Source organism: Microcoleus sp. Z1_A1 (assembly GCF_036700305.1).
Taxonomy (GTDB): Bacteria; Cyanobacteriota; Cyanobacteriia; order Cyanobacteriales; family Microcoleaceae; genus Microcoleus.
This window is the reverse complement of record NZ_JAUBOR010000006.1, coordinates 85,736-104,095: the sequence shown is the minus strand read 5'-3', so window position 1 is coordinate 104,095 and position 18,360 is coordinate 85,736. Positions and strand designations below refer to the sequence as shown.

General features: G+C 44.5%; 16 protein-coding genes. 9 read left to right on the top strand and 7 right to left on the bottom strand.

The features are described from left to right. Positions 1-17 precede the first annotated feature (17 nt). The 6 genes from QT973_RS05765 (at position 18) to QT973_RS05740 (ending at position 6,287) form a co-directional block, all read left to right on the top strand. The gene (locus QT973_RS05765; RefSeq protein ID WP_333273407.1) at positions 18-974 is read left to right on the top strand and encodes a methyltransferase domain-containing protein; all 957 of its coding nucleotides are present in this window, start codon (positions 18-20) and stop codon (positions 972-974) included. A gap of 103 nt (positions 975-1,077) precedes the next feature. Next, the gene (locus QT973_RS05760; RefSeq protein ID WP_333390862.1) at positions 1,078-1,737 is read left to right on the top strand and encodes a class I SAM-dependent methyltransferase; all 660 of its coding nucleotides are present in this window, start codon (positions 1,078-1,080) and stop codon (positions 1,735-1,737) included. 31 nt (positions 1,738-1,768) lie between these two features. After that, entirely contained in the window at positions 1,769-3,862 is a 2,094-nt protein-coding gene (locus QT973_RS05755; protein WP_333273400.1) for a methyltransferase domain-containing protein, read from the top strand. 51 nt (positions 3,863-3,913) lie between these two features. Continuing rightward, positions 3,914-4,300 (top strand): sulfotransferase family 2 domain-containing protein, encoded by a 387-nt coding sequence (locus tag QT973_RS05750; protein ID WP_333273397.1) that lies wholly within the window; start codon positions 3,914-3,916, stop codon positions 4,298-4,300. Further along, positions 4,282-4,725, top strand: a complete 444-nt coding sequence (locus tag QT973_RS05745) for a hypothetical protein (RefSeq protein ID WP_333273394.1) — start codon at positions 4,282-4,284, stop codon at positions 4,723-4,725. The genes QT973_RS05750 and QT973_RS05745 overlap by 19 nt, the downstream gene beginning before the upstream one ends. Before the next feature lie 50 nt (positions 4,726-4,775). After that, complete coding sequence (locus QT973_RS05740) at positions 4,776-6,287, top strand: methyltransferase domain-containing protein (protein WP_333273391.1); 1,512 nt, start codon at positions 4,776-4,778, stop codon at positions 6,285-6,287. Positions 6,288-6,336: 49 nt separating this feature from the next. On the opposite strand, the gene QT973_RS05735 is transcribed toward QT973_RS05740, so the two are convergent. The 3 genes from QT973_RS05735 to QT973_RS05725 all read right to left on the bottom strand — a co-directional run bounded on the left by QT973_RS05735 (position 6,337) and on the right by QT973_RS05725 (position 11,209). Next, positions 6,337-7,224, bottom strand: coding sequence for a glycosyltransferase (locus tag QT973_RS05735; protein ID WP_333273388.1), 888 nt, complete (start codon positions 7,222-7,224; stop codon positions 6,337-6,339). A 63-nt stretch (positions 7,225-7,287) separates the two neighbouring features. Next, positions 7,288-10,989 (bottom strand): glycoside hydrolase family 99-like domain-containing protein, encoded by a 3,702-nt coding sequence (locus tag QT973_RS05730; RefSeq protein ID WP_333390857.1) that lies wholly within the window; start codon positions 10,987-10,989, stop codon positions 7,288-7,290. 40 nt (positions 10,990-11,029) lie between these two features. Beyond that, on the bottom strand, positions 11,030-11,209 hold the full coding sequence (locus QT973_RS05725; protein ID WP_333057112.1) for a hypothetical protein: 180 nt from the start codon (positions 11,207-11,209) through the stop codon (positions 11,030-11,032). A 255-nt stretch (positions 11,210-11,464) separates the two neighbouring features. Between QT973_RS05725 and QT973_RS05720 the strand changes: the two genes are divergently transcribed. Further along, positions 11,465-12,112 carry a Uma2 family endonuclease gene (locus QT973_RS05720; RefSeq protein ID WP_333057111.1) on the top strand — a complete coding sequence of 216 codons (648 nt, stop codon included), beginning with the start codon at positions 11,465-11,467 and terminating at the stop codon, positions 12,110-12,112. A gap of 119 nt (positions 12,113-12,231) precedes the next feature. Here the strand turns inward: QT973_RS05720 and QT973_RS05715 are convergent, their stop codons facing one another. The 4 genes from QT973_RS05715 to QT973_RS05700 form a co-directional block, all read right to left on the bottom strand. After that, the gene (locus QT973_RS05715; RefSeq protein WP_333057110.1) at positions 12,232-12,837 is read right to left on the bottom strand and encodes a 50S ribosomal protein L25/general stress protein Ctc; all 606 of its coding nucleotides are present in this window, start codon (positions 12,835-12,837) and stop codon (positions 12,232-12,234) included. Between the two features lie 192 nt (positions 12,838-13,029). After that, entirely contained in the window at positions 13,030-13,398 is a 369-nt protein-coding gene (locus QT973_RS05710) for a hypothetical protein (RefSeq protein ID WP_333057107.1), read from the bottom strand. A gap of 17 nt (positions 13,399-13,415) precedes the next feature. Continuing rightward, positions 13,416-13,853: a hypothetical protein gene (locus tag QT973_RS05705; protein ID WP_333057106.1), complete on the bottom strand. Its 438-nt coding sequence runs from the start codon at positions 13,851-13,853 to the stop codon at positions 13,416-13,418. 54 nt (positions 13,854-13,907) lie between these two features. Further along, positions 13,908-15,248 (bottom strand): adenylosuccinate synthase, encoded by a 1,341-nt coding sequence (locus QT973_RS05700; protein WP_333057103.1) that lies wholly within the window; start codon positions 15,246-15,248, stop codon positions 13,908-13,910. 353 nt (positions 15,249-15,601) lie between these two features. On the opposite strand from QT973_RS05700, the gene QT973_RS05695 reads away from it, so the two are divergent. Both QT973_RS05695 and QT973_RS05690 read left to right on the top strand, forming a co-directional pair. Then, positions 15,602-16,639, top strand: coding sequence for an adenosine deaminase (locus QT973_RS05695; RefSeq protein WP_333057101.1), 1,038 nt, complete (start codon positions 15,602-15,604; stop codon positions 16,637-16,639). 326 nt (positions 16,640-16,965) lie between these two features. Continuing rightward, positions 16,966-18,270, top strand: a complete 1,305-nt coding sequence (locus QT973_RS05690) for an aspartate aminotransferase family protein (RefSeq protein ID WP_333390854.1) — start codon at positions 16,966-16,968, stop codon at positions 18,268-18,270. The last annotated feature ends 90 nt before the right edge of the window (positions 18,271-18,360 follow it).

Genomic DNA, 18,360 nt, shown 5'->3' with positions numbered 1-18,360 from the left:
GACGCAAAAGCGCGATCATGACTAGGGTACACTATAGTGTATCCCATTTTGTAGCCCAGGCGTTTGCTTGTTCTGGGCTACATTGGTGGGAACATAGCGCGATCAATGGGAGTCTTTATCGACCGACGGAGATTGCTGTGGGTCGGGGAAATGCGGGTAAGGCGATGATAAAGTTGGCGCGACAGCGACGGCGTTTTGAGAAATGGCAATTAGCGGGAGGTATAAATTTGCTAGAAAATGAACTGACGAAGTATGGTCAGTGGATGTATGAATTTGATTTGGGTAATGGGATAAAAACCCCTGTCTATACAGATGTTATAAACCAAGTCCATAAAGTTAGACATTCAATGATATTTTCATTTTTAGACAGTGTTTCCTTTGATTACAAATCTGCTTCTGTTTTAGATATTGCCTGCAATGAAGGATATTTTGCCTTTGAAGCATTAAAACACGGCTGTAAGTTTGCTTTAGGCTTAGATGTTAGAAAAGAAAATATAGAAAAGGCTTTGTTTATCCAGCGTGCTTTACAGTACCAAAATTGCGAGTTTAGAGAAGCTGATATCTTTGAATTTGAGACTCGTGATACTTATGAATTAGTTTTTTTATTGGGAATTATTTATCATGTTGAAAATCCAATTGGGTTGCTCAGAAAATCAGCAGACCTGACTTCAAAGTTTTTGATTGTGGAAACACAATTATGTCAAAGTCAACAAAAAGCAATATCTTTTGGATGGGGAGTTCCCGGAAAATACTTAGAAGGAGAAGAATACTTTGTGGTTTACGATGAACAGCAAGAAACAAATCCATTAGCTTCTACTGGCAATGTTTTTAGCTTAATACCTAACCTATCTGCTGTTATTAAAATCCTTAGAAAACTTGGATTTAAAAGTGTTATTCAACTTTACCCCAACAATCAAGTTCAAGAATTTCAATATAACAAAGTAGATAGAGCTATTTTGGTAGGTATTAAATAAAAATACCTGGACATACTCGTACATTCAAGAATATTAAGTTTTAAGAACCCAGATGACCTTACTACAGCCAGTAAAGATATGCAGTTGTTGTGGCTCTGGGGAAATGACACATTCCTCTGTTTTATGGGATTCACTGATTAATGAGTGGGGTCTCTCAAGCTACGAAGTTGAATATATCAATCGCCAGCAAGGTCTACACTGTATTAAGTGTCATGCTAACTTACGGTCTATGGCTCTGGCTAAAGCAATTATGAAGTGCTTTAATTATGGTGGTTTATTTAAATACTTTGTTAAGCTTCCTAGGATTCAGCAGTTGAAAATACTTGAGATTAATGAAGCAGGTAGTTTAACGCAATACTTATCTCTGAACCCTAATCATACTTTGGCATCCTATCCGCAAGTTGACTTAATGTGCTTATCTTTCCCCGATATGTCCTATGATCTAGTGGTACATTCAGATACATTAGAACACGTGCGCCATCCGATTCAAGCCTTGTCGGAGTGCCTGCGAGTATTGAAGCCCGGTGGTTTTTGCTGTTTTACCATACCTATAGTAGTAGGCAGACTAACCAGAACAAGGGAAGGCTTACTCCCTAGCTATCATGGTGAGAGTGGGTCAAACAAATCCGATCTTTTAGTTTATACTGAATATGGAGCAGATGCTTGGAAACAGCTTGTGCAAGCAGGATTCGACGAATGCAGAATTTATTCCTTAGAATATCCCGCCGCTCAAGCACTGGTTGGCGTAAAATCAATGAATTAGCTAGAACTAAAAGTTTAAAGAGGTATATCCGATGATGGAAATGGGATTTACAGGAGAAAGATACGTTCCTACAGTACAGGGTCGTATCCGGTATGAGCATTTACATCGCTATGCTTTAGCACTAGAGTTTGTTCAAGGCAAATCAGTTCTTGATATAGCATCGGGAGAGGGATATGGAAGTGCTTATTTATCTCAAGTTGCCAACTCGGTTATCGGTGTAGATATTGACAGAGAATGTGTCAACTTCTCTCGTAATAAATACGGAGATATTGCCAATTTAGAGTTTGTTGTCGGCTCTTGCGATGCTATTCCTCTTTCTAGTGAATCTCTTGATATAGTAACATCTTTTGAAACCCTTGAGCATCACGACAAGCATGATGAAATGATGCGAGAAATTAAACGAGTCTTGAAGCCGGGAGGGGTTTTAGTGATTTCCGCCCCTAATCGTTTGACTTATTCCGAAAATCCCCAATCAGCCTCCGCTAATCCTAATAATCAATTTCATGTAAAAGAACCCTACGAATATCAATTCGTAAGTTTACTAAGTCGTTATTTCAAAAACGTTAAGCTATATGGGCAGAGGCTAGCAATAGGCTCTTTTGTCTTTCCATTGTCACCCAATAATCTTCCCTCAACTATTAGCTCTTACACAAGCAAAAAAGATGAACTCACAAGAGAATTTTGTTCTTTACAGGAACCCATCTATTTTGTGGCCGTATGTTCGGATGAAATAAATAATACACAAAAACAGTTAGATTCAATTTTTATTGACGATCGGGATGATGTTTTAATAGAACTTGAAAAGGAGACGCAAGCTCAATTAAATCAATGGAATTCTAATTTAGAGTTGAAGGATATCAGATGCTCAGAATTACAATCTGAGGTTTATCAACTTCAGGCTTTCTTATCAAATTTTCAGTCTCAACTGCATCAGACTGAGGTAAGTTTAATGCAATGCCAGTCTCAACTGCACGAGACTGAGGCAGTGTTAGAACAATCTCAATCCCAACTGCACCAGACTGAGGCAGTGTTAGAACAATCTCAATCCCAACTGCACCAGACTGAGGCAGTGTTGGAACAATCTCAGTCTCAACTGCACCAGACTGAGGCAGAATTGGAACAATCTCAGTCACAACTGCATGAGACTCAGGGAGTGTTGGAACAATCTCAGTCTCAACTGCACCAGACTGAAGCAGTGTTGGAACAATCTCAGTCACAACTGCATGAGACTCAGGGAGTGTTGGAACAATCTCAGTCACAACTGCATGAGACTCAGGGAGTGTTGGAACAATCTCAATCCCAACTGCACGATACTGAGGCAGAATTGGAACAATCTCAGTCACAACTGCATGAGACTCAGGGAGTGTTGGAACAATCTCAGTCACAACTGCATGAGACTGAGGCAGTGTTGGAACAATCTCAGTCACAACTGCATGAGACTCACGGGCTATGGGAACAATCTCAGTCACAACTCCATGAGACTGAGGCAGTGTTGGAACAATCTCAGTCACAACTGCACCAGACTCAGACAGAATTGGAACAATCTCATTCTCAACTAGCTCAAGCTGAAGCTCAACGAGTACAGACTCAGACAGAATTGGAACAATCTCAGTCACAACTGCACCAGACTCAGGCGGAACTAGAACAATTTCACTCTCAACTGGCTCAAGCTAAAGCCGAACTAGCACAGACTTGCTCTCAACTCCATCAGACTCAGGCAGTATTGGAACAATCTCATTCTCAACTGCATCAGACTCAGGCAGTATTGGAACAATCTTACTCTCAACTGCGTCAAGCTCAGTCAGTATTAGATCGGGAAGGATTTCAGCAAGCTCTAGCGAGTCAGACCGAACCACAGACCCATGTCCAGTATAGACTCCTGTTGTGGGATGCCTGGTATGCTTACGGCAAAGGTGATATGACTGCTATGGCTCAGTGCTTGCAGCAATCTTTGAAATGTACGCCTTTATCGCGCACCGAAACAGTGGTAAACTGGCTAGAAACTTTTACGAAGTTATCGTCAGAAAAAGGTTGTGAATTTAATACCTACTCCCTGACTAACTCAGCGGAGTGGATACGGCTTATACGGAGTATAACTGCTCTTAGATCTGTTGTTGCTAATTAATAAAACACCTGTCCAGCAGCCAGAAACCAGAACCCCATTTGCAATGTTATAATGAAGAATTTATCATTGGATTCTCAAATTGAAATCATCTCAGTCCACGTACACAAAACAGCGGGAGGAACGTTTGGGAGAGCTTTAAAACAGGTTTACGGCGAGCTGCAAGTTTTTTCTGACTATCAAGGGGAAAATTTAGAAAGTAGTCTGGCGAAATTGTTTGTTCAACCGCAAGTTAAGGTGATTCATGGTCATTTTGCTGCAAGAAAATACAAGGGATACTTCTCGTCAGCAAAAAGAATAATTTGGCTGAGAAATCCAATTATTCAATTCATTTCAGGTTATTTTTTTTGGAAGTCTCAGCCCGAAAAAAATGTTTTTTTTAGTGAAGAACATAAGTATATGGTTGAAAAAACATCGGTCTGTTGGAATTTGCAGAAATGAGGGCTAGAAACTTCGTCAGTCCTTTAGCTGATTTCTATTGCCGTGATGTGGATTTAACTGATTTCTACTTTGTTGGTGTTCAAGAATTTTTTCAAGATGATTTAGCCGAACTGAACCAGATGCTAGGTTGGGCGGATTTTAAAATGGAGGTTTTTAATAAAAACAAGTATCCTAACTATCTAGAGCATTTAAAAGAAGCATTGGAGGACAAAAAGCTGCTGAATAAGCTAATAGCTATGAACCGATCCGATCTAGAACTTTATCAAACAGCCTTGTATCTGAGAGCTAAGCGTAAAAATCTATCTAATTCCTGGGAACAGTACGAGCTAGATTTGAAGTTATCGCAGCAGAAGCTGCAACAGATTCAGGTGGGGCTTGAGCGAAAGCAGTCTGTGATCTCTAAAAAAGTCGCACTTTTCAATTAAAATCAAGGATTAATTCCTAGCTCCTAACGAAGTTACAAGCGAGAAATAAAATGACTGAATCAGCTTCAATTGAAATTCTGGATGTTGTCCTGTTATCCGTAGAAGATTCCGAATTGCTGTGGGGCTTTAATATAGACAGCCCACGGAAGCAGTTACAGAGTGAGACAGACAAGATTTTTGTTTATGGTTGGGTATTGGGTAAAAAGTGCCCAGTAGTTGCCGTTAAAGTAATCAGCAGTGGCACACTCATCCAAAAACTGGCTGCTAATAATCCTCGCCCGGATGTAGCTAAAATTTATTCCAATGTAGCCCGTTCAGAAAGCTGTGGCTTTTCGACAGAAGTAGGAGTGAGCGAACTGCCAGAGGAAGCTGAGTTACTTATTGAAGCTGTCTTCTCAGATGGAAACAGTGTGCCGATAGCAGGGGTGAGATTTCGGCAGAATCTGCCACGTTTAAAGCAGATTCAGGCAGAGATAAAGCTTTCTCAGGCTCGATTGCAGCAGATTCAGGCAGATTTGGAGCAATACCAGTCTTTGCGACATCAAGTTCAAGAGCAATCTCAACGCTTCGAGTCTCAAGATTACCAGACAGGGCAGCAGTTACAGGTGGTATCGACGACGAATTTATCCGAAGCGTCTATCAGACATCCGCTGGTAACAATCGCTCCTTCAAAACCGGAGGTTGTTGCATCGGGAAGCACTAACGCTGCGATCTTAACTTATACGTCTGGCATGAGCGATAGCGAATGGTTGGAGGTACTGCTTAAAAGCCTCGATCACGGTATCGTAGACGGCATTGAAATGCCGGGATTTCCGCCCGAAGAACTTCAGCGTCAGTTTGTTGGAATGTCGGGGTCACAGGCTCTTAATGAAGCGTTTAATTTCTATTCTGAAATCAAACGGTATGCAGGGAAATTGGGGCGGAAATTAGGGCGGGATAGTCGAGTTCTAGATTTTGGCTGTGGATGGGGGCGGATAATTCGTTTTTTCCTAAAAGATGTCACCGCAGACAATCTCTATGGCATTGATGTCGATTCAGAGATGACTGACCTCTGTCTCAAAACAGTCGGACACGGACACTACAGCGCCATCAAACCGCTGCCTCCTTTGGAATTTTCTGAGGGCAGTTTCGACATTGTTTACGCCTACTCCGTCTTCTCTCACTTGGCGGAATCGGTTCACATTCAGTGGATTGAAGAGTTCTCAAGGATACTAAAACCAGGAGGTATCCTCGTCGCCACTACTCAGGCGCGCAGTTTTATAGAACTTTGTCGCACGCTCCGAAACCAGAGCAATAGTTCTAATAATTGGCATCATGCCTTAGCTCACTCATTTGTGGACACTGAGGCTGCTTTTGCCGACTACGACAGCGGTAAGTTTTTATATAGTCCCACAGGGGGCGGAGGCCCTCGCGACGCATCTTTCTACGGAGAAGCTGTAATTCCCCAGAAGTATATTGAGCGAGAGTGGACTAAATATCTTGATTTCTGCGATTTCACCTACGATCCAACGGTCATCCCGCAATCACTGATAGTTATGCAAAAACATCTGGGCGATCGCTGATACTAATATGCTCACAGTGTCGGACACTGTGGGCATATTAGCCAACTACTCACCCAGAGGTGTTTAATTTATCGTAGCCATACCAATGAATGAATAATTCAAATAAGTCAGGCCAATTGAATGGAGAAGGAGCCAAGCGATTTGGCGGCAAACTATTGCGTATCTGCGCGATAAAAGCCGTAAGAATTTTGTGGGTTTCTTGAGAGCCAATCGATCCTAAAGATTCAAAAGAGTTTTTCCCGTGAAAGCGATAGTAATACAGGTCTTGCTCTAAAAACAGCGGTTCCGTATGTACGATCGACCGAAGGAGAAAGTCCCAATCGTGACAGTACAGATAATTACTAAAGTGACCGACGCGGTTAAAAAGCTCTTTAGTGAAAACAAAATTTCCTGTTGATATACTTACATTGTATGTGAAACACGCAAATCCCACTGAGGGAAACTGCCTGATTGTTTCTTGAGCGGCGAAATAACTGCGAGCTTGAGGATGAGATTCGGTGACAATCCTGTCATCGGCATCAATATACTGCACCCGACTAAATGCAAATTCGCACCCTTTAGCCTGCATTTCCTTAACAATCAATTGGATGCGCTGCGGATGATATGTATCATCCGAATTTAATATTGCAATAATATTTCCCTTTGCTTGCGTTATGCCGTAATTAATAGCAGCATGAGCACCCTGATTCTGGGTGAATGGATAAAATTGTGTGCGGTTGGGAAACCTAGACTCCCAACTAACACTTTGAATTAAACGTGCTATTTCATCTGATGAACCGTCGGGAGAACAGTCATCAATAATTACCACCTCTAAATTTTCATAGGTTTGAGCAGCAACTGAATCCAGACACCTCTTGATAAAATCTTTGTGTTTGTAACAGGGAATAACGATCGAGACTAGAGGCAATCCAGAAATATTAAGGTGATTGTTTTGCACCAGTGAGTACCAGCAATAGTTTTACAGTTTGCCAAAATTTAGCCATGTCCAGCTTGTCTGGATCTACAGCCACGTCCATATTTCTGCTTTGGGATCGAAAAGTTCGTGTACTGTTGTCTGTTTAAGAAGGTTGTACATGGCTTCGAGCGATCGGTCTTTGGCTGCGATTCTCTTCTCCAACTCTTCCAGCGATGGATGTAGATATTCTGGGGGAAGACAACGCAACAATTTGATAGTTGTTTGCCAACTGTGCGTACCAGCAAGAGCGTTGCGAGTTGCTAAAAGATAGCTGTGTCCGTATTTCTGATCGGGTTCTAGATGAGCGCCCTCGGCCCATTCATTCCAAGCATTAATAAAGACCAGTCGTTCATCGCCTGAATACCTTTGTTTGGTTTTCTCGATCGAACCGCGCAGCCAAAACTCGTAAGCGTCGGGGCTAGAATTAATATAAGCATGAGCTGAACTTCCTCTGCGAGCAGTATTGTCCCATGCAGTCATTGCTCCGGGAAACATTTTAAAATCTGGAAGCTTTGACGACACCATATTGATAGCAGCGTCTTGATAGTCATACATTTTTCCGGTAAAATCACCTCGCATTCCAACAAGTTCTGAGGGGGGAATTTCCCGAGCCGGGACTCCGTGCGGTGGAAACTGCAACGAAGAATCAAAGCCGACACTAACTGGGTCTACATAACCAGAAAAACAAGTAATTGCGAGGCAAAGGTGAACTTCTCCGACACCATTTCTTCTGAAAACCTCTCTCCACTGCTCTGTTAGGCGGATAGGATCTGGCAAAATATCACTGCGATAGACAATGAGTAAGGGTTCGCCATTGATGCGAATATATCGCTCATCAAGCAAAATGTGAATTAAACTTTCGGCAAAAGCTTTATTTTGGTCTGGAGCATGGTCTTGCGCGATCAAAATATCGTGTTCGGCTCCATCCCAGCGTCTTGTCCAGTTTTCATTCGCCCAACAAACGCAGAATGGAAAATCCGGTTTCTTTGTTTCCAAGATTCCATCTAGAGGGCGGTGAAGCAGGCGCTTGCCGGCGAACCAATAATAATAATAGCAAAAGCCAAAAATCCCATACTCTTTTGCTAGTGCTGCCTGTGCTTCTCTGGCTTCCGACAGGCGTAAATCATAGAATCCTAGATCTGCTGGAAGATGAGGTTGATAATGCCCTTGATATAAAGGTTGAGCTTTTGTAACTTTAGTCCACTCTGTAAAACCTTTACCCCACCACAAATCATTTTCTGGGATCGGATGGAACTGAGGCAGATAAAAAGCAATAAGACGCACGTCCTTCTCAACATGTCTATCTTCTACGCGCTCACTAACGATCATACCGCCTGTACTCACTGGTTCATGGCTTTTAGGCGTACTCAATACCTCCACGGGCGACTGGTTTTTAATTGGCTCTTTTGTGGCCAATACCCGATCTAACTGCTGGCGGATTTCCGGAGATTCAGGCCGAATCTGCAACGCCATCTGATAAAAGACGATCGCCCCATCCGGCCAACTGTGCCGCACCAAAGCATTAGCCAACTCAACATAAAGGTCAGCATCATTCGGCGCAATCTCCAGCGCCTTGTGATACAACTGCACGTCATCAGGATTCCCCTGAATCGCCTTTCTGTACAAACCCATCGCATCCCGCAAATCCCACTGCGATCGCATCCTCAAAGCATCAGCCAACTTTTGCGAAAGCCACGGCAAATCCGCCTGAATTTCCGCAGCGCGGCGGTAAGCGGCGATCGACTCATCCCACCGTTCCAGGTTCTCAAAAGCCGTTCCCATGTTGTAATAAGTCCACGGAAAATCAGGATTCAACTCGGCCGCGCGTCGGTAAACATCGATCGCTTCCTCCCAGCTTTCCATTTCTAGCAGCACGTCGCCCAACTTGCTCTGCGACCAGAAGAAATTCGGATTAACTTCGTTAGCACGCCGGTACGCAACAACTGCCTCATCCCACCGTTCCAAATTCACCAGCGCTTCTGCTAAATTGTTGTGCGCCCAAAAATGGTCGGGATTGAGTTCGATCGACCTTTGGTAAGCCGAAATTGCCTCATCCCACCTTCCCAGTTTAATCAGCGCGTCTGCTAAATAGTTGTGCGACCAACTGAAATCTGGATTTAATTCTGTTGCTTTCCGGTAAGACTCTACAGCTTCTTCCCACCGTTCCAACTTCAGCAATACATCTGCTAAATTGTTGTGAGACCAGCTAAAATCAGGATTTAATTCGATCGCCTTGCGGTAAGCATTTACAGCTTCCTCCCACCGTTCCAACTTAACCAGCGACTCAGCTAAATTGTTGTGCGACCAAGAAAGATCGGGATTGTTTCTAATAGCATTGCTGTAAGCATCTACCGCCGCTTCCCACTGTTCTTGACCCTTAAGAATTTCGCCCAATTCGTGATAAGCTGCGCCAGCATTTGGGTTCAACTCAACCGCGCGCCGGTAACAGTCAATTCCCTTATCTACCTTACCTTGCTCGATCAAAGTTTTGGCTAAATTCTCGTGTTCCTCAGCGGTGCCAGACTTCGGGTCGATCGCAAATGCTCGATACCAAGCCTCAGCAGCAGCCTCCGGCTTGCCTAACTGCGTCAACAGTTTCGCAAAATTGCGGAAAGCACCTGCAAAATCCGGTTTCAGGGCGATCGCCTTTTCGTAAGCAGAAACCGCTTGCTGCCACTGTTCTTGCTGCGCGCAAATGCTGCCGTAGTTAGCGTAAGCTTCGGCAAAATTTGGGTTGATTTCTATTGCTTTGACATAGCAACTTTTAGCTTCATCAATTTTTCCGCCAGCTTGCAGCGCGTTGCCCAGCATTTTGTAAAGCGGCGCTTCCGGCTTAATTTGCAGCGCCTTCTTGCAAGCTGCGATCGCCTGTTCCAATTTGCCCTGAGCAAAATAGCCTTCTGCTAGTATTTTGTATGCTTCTGGATCTTCTATATTAATTGTAGAATTAACTGCCTGCTGAACTGGCGGATTAACTGCCTGCTGAACTGCCTGCTGCACTGGTGGCTTAACTGCGGTTGCTGCGGGCTGTTGCTTAACTGCACCGTTTGTTCCATTTGCACCCGCCAAAGTTTCCTTTCCCTCGCTGCCGTTTCTCGCATTAGCTGCGTTCAGTTCAATAGCTTTGCGATAATATGCTGTCGCTTCCTCTAACTTGCCTTGTTTTTTGAGCGCTTCGCCCAAATTTTGGTAAGCCGTCGCCACATTAGGATTTAATTTTATGGCGCGATCGTAACAGGCGATCGCTTCGGGGAATTTTTCCTGCCGAAAAAAAGCGTCGCCCATATTCAAGTGTTCCCCCGGCGCTACTTTTTCCGGTTCCAAACTAAATGCTTGATACCAGCACTGCTGGGCTTCTTCCGGTTTGCCAATTTGTCCGAATACTTTTGCTAAATTCCGGTACACTCCCGCGAAATTCGGCTTAATCGCGAGCGCCTTTTGATAAAATCCGATCGCCTCCTGCCATTTTTGCTGCTGCGCGCCCAGGCTGCCCAAATTCGCGTATACTTCCGCAAAATTCGGTTCTATTTCAATCGCTTTAGCGTACCAGTGCCGTGCCTCTTCCATCCTGCCTTGAGCTTGCAGCGCGTTGCCCAAAGTCTTGTAAGCCGGTGCAAAATTGGGGTGAATCTTCAAAGCTTGCTCGCAGGAGGCGATGGCTTCTTCTATTTTTCCTTGGGATAAGTATGTTTCTCCCTGTTGGTTAAATTGAACCGCTGTTGATTCTGTACTGACTGTTGATGGCATAGGGGCGGCGGCTCCACAAGTAGCAAGTAAATTATAGGATTCAAAATGTTTCACAATTATACAGCGGTTTGACGCCAACAATTGCCGTTTTACCAAAGCTGTCGAGAATGTGATGCAAAGCTTCAACAATAGCAGAATACGATCGCGAGCGCGCAACTCCGGCAAAAAAGCGATCGACCACCTCCGCCTCGGTTTTTTCCCGGCATTCTAGTGCTTGCACCGCAGATACAGGTTTTCACCCCCCATGAGGGATGCCTGATTCGGCGGATGTCAGGATTTTCGAGGTTTGGTTTGTACCTCTAGAAACTTGAGAAAGTCGATAGTGCAGCAGACGAAGTTCCAGCGGCAATAGTTCCTCACGCACCAAAATCGATCCCAGGCAGGATGCCTGCACCACAAGACTTATTGAAGAAATATATTAAAATAATTAACAGCAAATGTTTTGTCAACTTTCGCTTAAATTGCGGTAATTTTGATGTTGTTAGAGCCACCACCTCAACTTGTCGGTGAAAAGCGCCTCACCTTTCGCGATATCGATTGGCAAGCCTTCAAGCAAATTCAAAGTTTGCTGATGGAGCGCACCCGCGCCCGTTTTAGCTACGATAACGGAGTATTAGAAATCACCATGCCCCTCGAAGAACACGAACGCTCTGCTCGCTTGATTGAACTCTTTATTAGAGTCCTTGTGGTGGAGATGGGCATGAAAATCAAGACGATGGGATCGACTACGCTCGATCGCGAAGACCTCCTCAAGAGCGCCGAGCCTGACAATGGGTATTACATCCAGAATTATGCCTTAGTGGCGGATCGCCTGGTTAATTTGAATGTCGATCCCGCCCCGGATTTAGTCGTGGAAGTAGATATTACCCATACCGATATCAATAAAAATACACTCTATGCCAGTATAGGCGTGCCGGAATTTTGGCGGTTTAACGGGCGGGTATGGCGGATTCTGCAATTAGTCGATGGGGCTTATGTTGAGCGCGATCGATCTCCGACTTTTCCCATTATTGAAAAAACGGATTTATACCAGTTTCTAGAAGTGGCTTTCATCGATGAAGTTGCCGCACAGATTGATTTTAGTCAATGGGTGCGACAGCAGATTCAAGGCCCAGTAGAGTAAGTGCGATCGAACCCAAATTAGAATAGCCTTTTTAGCAAAAAACGATCGCCCTTTTGGGAGAAAGCGATCGCCCTTTTTTTTCAACAATTAATTAGTTAACAACTATTAGCAATTACTAATTAAGCTGCTGCGGCTGCGTCTTCTTCTGCGTCTTCTGCTTCAGAACCTGCTTGAATTCCCAGCACGCTAACAACCACCTGATCTGGTTCGCCGAGAGCTACCACTCCTGCAGGCAAAACTAATTCGTGAATGTGCAGCGCATCCCCAACCTTTAAATGAGAAATATCTACTTCAATTGCTTCAGGAATGCTGTCAGGTTTGCACTTAACTGCGAGTTGCGTCAGTACAGTATCCAAAATGCCGCCTTCTAACTTGACGCCGACGGGTTCGCCGACAAAATTCAGCGACACTTCAACTTCCAGACTGTCTTGAGTTGCCACGGAGAAAAAGCTCAGGTGGTAAGGATAGCCCTTCCAAGGATGAACTTGAACTTCCCGGAGCAAGGTTTTTCCGCTCCAAGAGAGGTCGGGAATGCTGAGGTCAATTAGGGTATTGTTGACTACGTGCTTTTTGAGCAGGTGTTCAACTGTTTTGGCTTTGATGGTAAGGGAAATGGATTCAGAGCCTTTGTGCCCGTAGAGGACGGCGGGAATCAATCCAGAGCGGCGCAGGGCGTTAGGTTTACTGCCTTCTGCCCGCTTTTGACATTCTACTGCGAGTTCCATTTTCTGACTTTCTGCTAATTGTTTTTACATTTTACCAGAATTGTGATATTGCGATCGAACATTAATCAGACTCAGGTCAACGGTCACACTTTAACTAGCTTGTATGGTGCGTCAGTATTGAGTTTATGACAAAAAATTTAGGTCTTATCAACTGACGCACCCTACGAATTGAACCAGTTGCGTAAGTTCCGATTAAATTCGCTGAAGGTATTGATAATTTTCGTTTTCCACACACTTGAGCAATTCCAGCATTTTTCTGAGACGGTACGTTCCTGATTGATACTCTTCTTTTGAAGGGGAATCACCCAGCTTAGTAAGAACTGCATCGCTTTCACTGATGATTGCTTCGCTGAAAATTTTCTTGAACTGCTGGCGAATATCTTGATTTAATTCAACTAGAGGCAGAATTACATTTTCTTCATCTAGGTAAATTTGGGTTTCGACTGATTCGCCACCTATTTTTGAAAATGCTGATTTTGCTAACCATTCGTAAGTAGCTGCTGTTATTCTTACACTATCGGACGGTTCTCCATTTGCTGAATAAAAACTGATGTCAAACATTGGGATTACTCCTGCTACTAAACATCTAGAAACTCGTCCAAAGGAATATTTTCGGCATAAGCTATACCTGCTTTTATAAATTTTGCCTTGCCCGGTTCAGAAATTCTATCGGCACTTACAACTGCAATGACAGTAGCAGTATCAATAATTTCATTAACTGCTTTTCCTGAAAGGTATGTGGTTTTGATTTCTATATGCGGTAAGTTTGTTTTTCTTTCCTCTAAGGTTGACTGTGAATCTTTGATATTTTCTCTCGTGTATTGATTATGAAGATCCCGAATTATTTCTTTTACTTGCGAGGCCTCATTGGGAGCGACAATCAAAATGTCTCCTTTCGGATCGTTGCCAGTAGTTCTCTGGGATGCAATGCCATCTTCAGCTAACTTTCCGATTACCCAGCCAACCAAATCTCGATGAAGGGTTAGTTGGTATATCAGACGATCTTCATCGGTCATTGGAGCCTCGTCACACATGAGATAGACCCTTTTTGTCTATTATAACTAAACCTGTTATGATTGTGCTGCTACTGGCGTACCGTCTGCAGAAAGCAAAGCGCGTTTCGGGCCGTGAATCGGGTCTTCTACAATAATAGTTTGGTCGCGGCTCGCACCGAGAGAAACGATCGCGATCGGCACTTCCATCAAATCTGCCAAAAACTTCAGATAATTCAAAGCTTGCGGCGGTAAATCTTCCAAATTCCGGCACTCTTCCGTAGACTGTTTCCAACCGGGAAGGGTTTCGTAAATAGGTTGGCACCGAGCAAATATCCGGGAACTTTTCGGGAAATCAACACATTTTTCGCCGTCAATTTCGTAAGCAACGCAAACTTTTATTTCTTCTAATTCATCCAAAACATCTAGTTTGGTAATTGCCAGACAGTCAAGGCCGTTGATGCGGACTGCGTAGCGGCCGATTACTGCGTCGAACCAACCGCAGCGGCGTTTGCGGCCGGTTGTCGTGCCGAATTCTGCACCTCGATCGCCCAAAATTGCGCCAATTCCATCTACCATTTCGGTAGGGAAGGGGCCTTCTCCGACGCGGGTTGTATAAGCTTTTGCTACGCCAATTACGCGATCGATCGCTGTTGGGCCGACTCCGGTTCCCACACAAGCACCGCCAGCGATGGGATTGCTCGAAGTAACGTAAGGATAAGTGCCGTGGTCTAAGTCTAATAAAGTGCCTTGCGCGCCTTCAAACAGAATATTTTTCCGCTTGTGAAGTCCCTCATAAATCTTCAGGGAACTATCTACTACGTGCGGGCGCAAACGTTCCGCATAAACTCGATATTCATCAATTACGTCTTGCGGATTTAAAGGCGGCAAATTGTAGAGTTTTTCGAGAAGGACATTTTTACAATTAATCGTCCATTCCAATTGTTCTTGCAACCCGTCCAAGTCCATTAAATCTAGCATCCGAATGCCAGTGCGTTCCGACTTGTCGGCGTAAGTAGGGCCAATGCCGCGTCCCGTCGTCCCGATTTTATAATTTCCCCGCTGCGTTTCCGATGCTACATCAATTAATCGATGATAGGGCATCGTGACGTGAGCCGTCTCCGAAATCATCAGCGAGGTTGTCGAAATATTCAGTGCCTCTAGCTGATCTAACTCTGCAATTAAAACTTTAGGGTCGATGACCGTGCCGCAGCCGATAATACACTCTTTATCAGGGTAGAGAATCCCAGACGGAATTAAGTGCAGCTTGAAAGTCTGACCGTTGACTACCACGGTGTGACCCGCGTTGACGCCCCCTTGGTAGCGGACAACGATATCTGCGGATTTGCTGAGCAAATCGGTAATTTTGCCTTTTCCTTCATCGCCCCACTGGGCGCCGATTACAACTACGTTAGCCAAGGGTTTCTCGCGTTCTGTTCAGGTTGACACAATCTCCGATTATGTATGAATGCGTCCGAAATGTCAATCAATTTTAGATTTTAGATTTTAGATTTGGGATTTTAGATACGGGCATGGGGCATGGGGCATGGGGCATGGGGCATGGGGCATGGGGCATGGGGCATGGGGCATCTCCCAAAAAGCCTATTTTGAACAGGCAAGATGCCTGTTCCACAAGAATTATGGGAGATGTCTATTGGGCATTAGGCATTGGAACTAACAAATAACCAATGACTAATGACTACTGACTACTGACTAATGACTACTGACTAATTAATTTTTGTTAAGATTGAGAAAATAGAGGCTTTGTTGCCATGAGTTTACACGCTGAGTTGCACCGCCATCTGGGTGGTTCCGTCGTTCCTAGGGTGCTGTGGCGGTATTTCGATCGCCACAATGCTGAGATGGTTAATCGATTTCCGAAATACTCGGAATTTGAGGAGTTTTACACTCGTCCGCGCAATACTCTCAATGAGTATTTGGAACTGCACACGCTGGTAGAAAGCGTTCAAACTGTTGAGACGTTGCCTTATTTCATCTATCGGTTGATGCGGGGCGCTTACGTGTTTGAAAATCTGGCTTATTTGGAGTTGCGCTATACGCCTTATTTGCGGACTCCAGAACATTTGAATCAGTCAGAACGCATTGATTTGATGGCAGAAATTGTACAAGTTGTGGGCAAGGCAAGTCAAATTAGCGATTGTCCGATTGTTACTAGCCAAATTTTGTGTATGCACTCGCGTTTACCCTATGAGGTGAATCGGGCGATCGTAGATTTGGCGGCGCAAATGGGGGAATATGTTTGTGCGATCGATATAGCTGGGGGCGATGATTGTATTGGCGATCGTTTGGAGGAGTTTGTCGGATTGTACCAGTACGCGAGGTCGATCGGCATCAAAACTACCGGCCACCTCTACGAAACTACCTCTGGCTGTTATCCCGAACTTTTGCCCTATCTGATGCGTATCGGCCACGGGATTCAAATTCCGTTAAAATATCCCGAACTGCTGCCAGAAGTCGCGCGCAGGGGTCAATGCTTGGAGGTTTGCCCGACTACCTATCTCAAAACGGGGACGTTGCAGGATATGCGCGAATTGAAGGTTGTGTTCGATCGATGTTTTGAAGCTGGTGTCGATATTGCCATTTGTACCGACAACGCGGGATTGCACAACGTGCGATTGCCTTTCGAGTACGAGAATTTGTTAACTTTGGATATCATTGATTTTCGGCAGTTGCAAGCGTGTCAAGAGGCCGCTTTCCGCCATGCTTTCGCGTGGCCCTACGAAGAAAGACCTGTGAAAATGCTGACCGGTTTGTTGCAGCATGAGTCTGTAGAGGCGATCGTTAATTAGCTAGTTTTTGTCATTAAACATCAAGTTTTAATGTTCCTTAAAAACCCGGTTTTTTATGTTAATTAATGAACCGGGTTTTTAATCTGATATCTCTGCCGCTAGGAAAGCCATCGCCAAGATTTAGGATTGTGGCGGTGATTTTATTTCATTTGTGAATGATATTTTTTTTACTAACCGCAGAGGACGCAGAGGGCGCAGAGGAGATAGAAAAGATAGAAAGAGGGATAGAGGTGTTTTGTAAAATTATAATAAGCGTCTGGCGATCGGCAATCGGTAGCAAGTTATAGTTTGGATGCAGAAGCATCAATATAAAAGGATAAAAAAACATGACAAATATGGACGCTTACTGGATGCCGTTCACCGCCAACCGACAGTTTAAAGCGAATCCGCGAATGTTGGTTTCTGCCAAAGATATGCACTTTACAAGCGATGATAACCGCTCAATTTTAGATGGTACTGCGGGGCTGTGGTGCGTCAATGCAGGGCACGCCCGCGAGACAATTGCCGAAGCAGTTAAACAGCAGGTTTTGCGTTTGGATTACTCTCCGGCTTTTCAGATGGGACATCCGGGTGCTTTTGAATTAGCGGAGCGTTTGGTAAAGATGATTCCGGGCAATTTCGATCGCGTTTTCTTTACTAATTCGGGTTCGGAATCAGTAGAAACTGCTTTGAAAATTGCGATTGCTTATCACCGGGTGAAAGGTGAAGGAACTCGTCAACGATTAATCGGTAGGGAACGTGGCTATCACGGCGTTGGTTTTGGGGGAATTTCTGTCGGGGGTATCGGTACAAACCGCAAGTTTTTTGGCAGTTTGCTCACGGGAGTCGATCATTTGCCTCACACTCACAATCTCGAACACAATGCTTTCAGCCGCAAACAACCGGAATGGGGAGCGCATTTGGCGGATGAATTGGAGCGGATTGTCGCTTTGCACGATGCGTCTAATATTGCAGCAGTAATTGTCGAACCGGTGGCTGGTTCGACTGGGGTTTTGATTCCGCCGAAAGGTTATTTGGAGCGACTGCGGGCGATTTGCGACAAATACGGAATCCTGCTAATTTTTGATGAGGTAATTACCGGATTCGGGCGGCTAGGCTCTAGTTTTGCTACGGAATATTTTGGGGTGGTTCCCGATATTGTGACGGCGGCGAAAGGGATAACTAACGGTACGGTGCCGATGGGGGCGGTGTTTGTGAAAGAAGGCATTTATGATGCTTTTATGAATGCTCCTGAAAATGCGATCGAGCTTTTTCACGGTTATACTTATTCTGGTCATCCTCTGGCTTGTGCGGCTGCTTTGGCGACGCTGGATATTTATGAGGAAGAAAGGTTATTTGAACGAGCAGATAAGATGGCTGGTTACTGGGAAGATGCGGTGCATTCTTTGAAGGGAGTGCGGCACGTAATTGATGTCCGCAATCTGGGACTGGTGGCGGGGATTGAGTTGGAATCTATTGCTGGGAAGCCTGGGAAACGGGCTTTTGATTGTTTCTTGCAGTGCTATGAAAAAGGGTTGCTAATTCGCACGACTGGTGATATTATTGCTTTGTCGCCGCCGCTGATTATTGAGAAAGAACATATCGATAAAATTGTGGAAATTTTGACAGGGGTTTTGCAGGAGATGGAGTGAGATTAAACGAACCGCGAAGACGCGTTAGCGAAGCGGCGCGTTAGCGAAGCGGCGCGAAGAAGGAAGAGAAAGAAGAAGATGTTTTCAGGT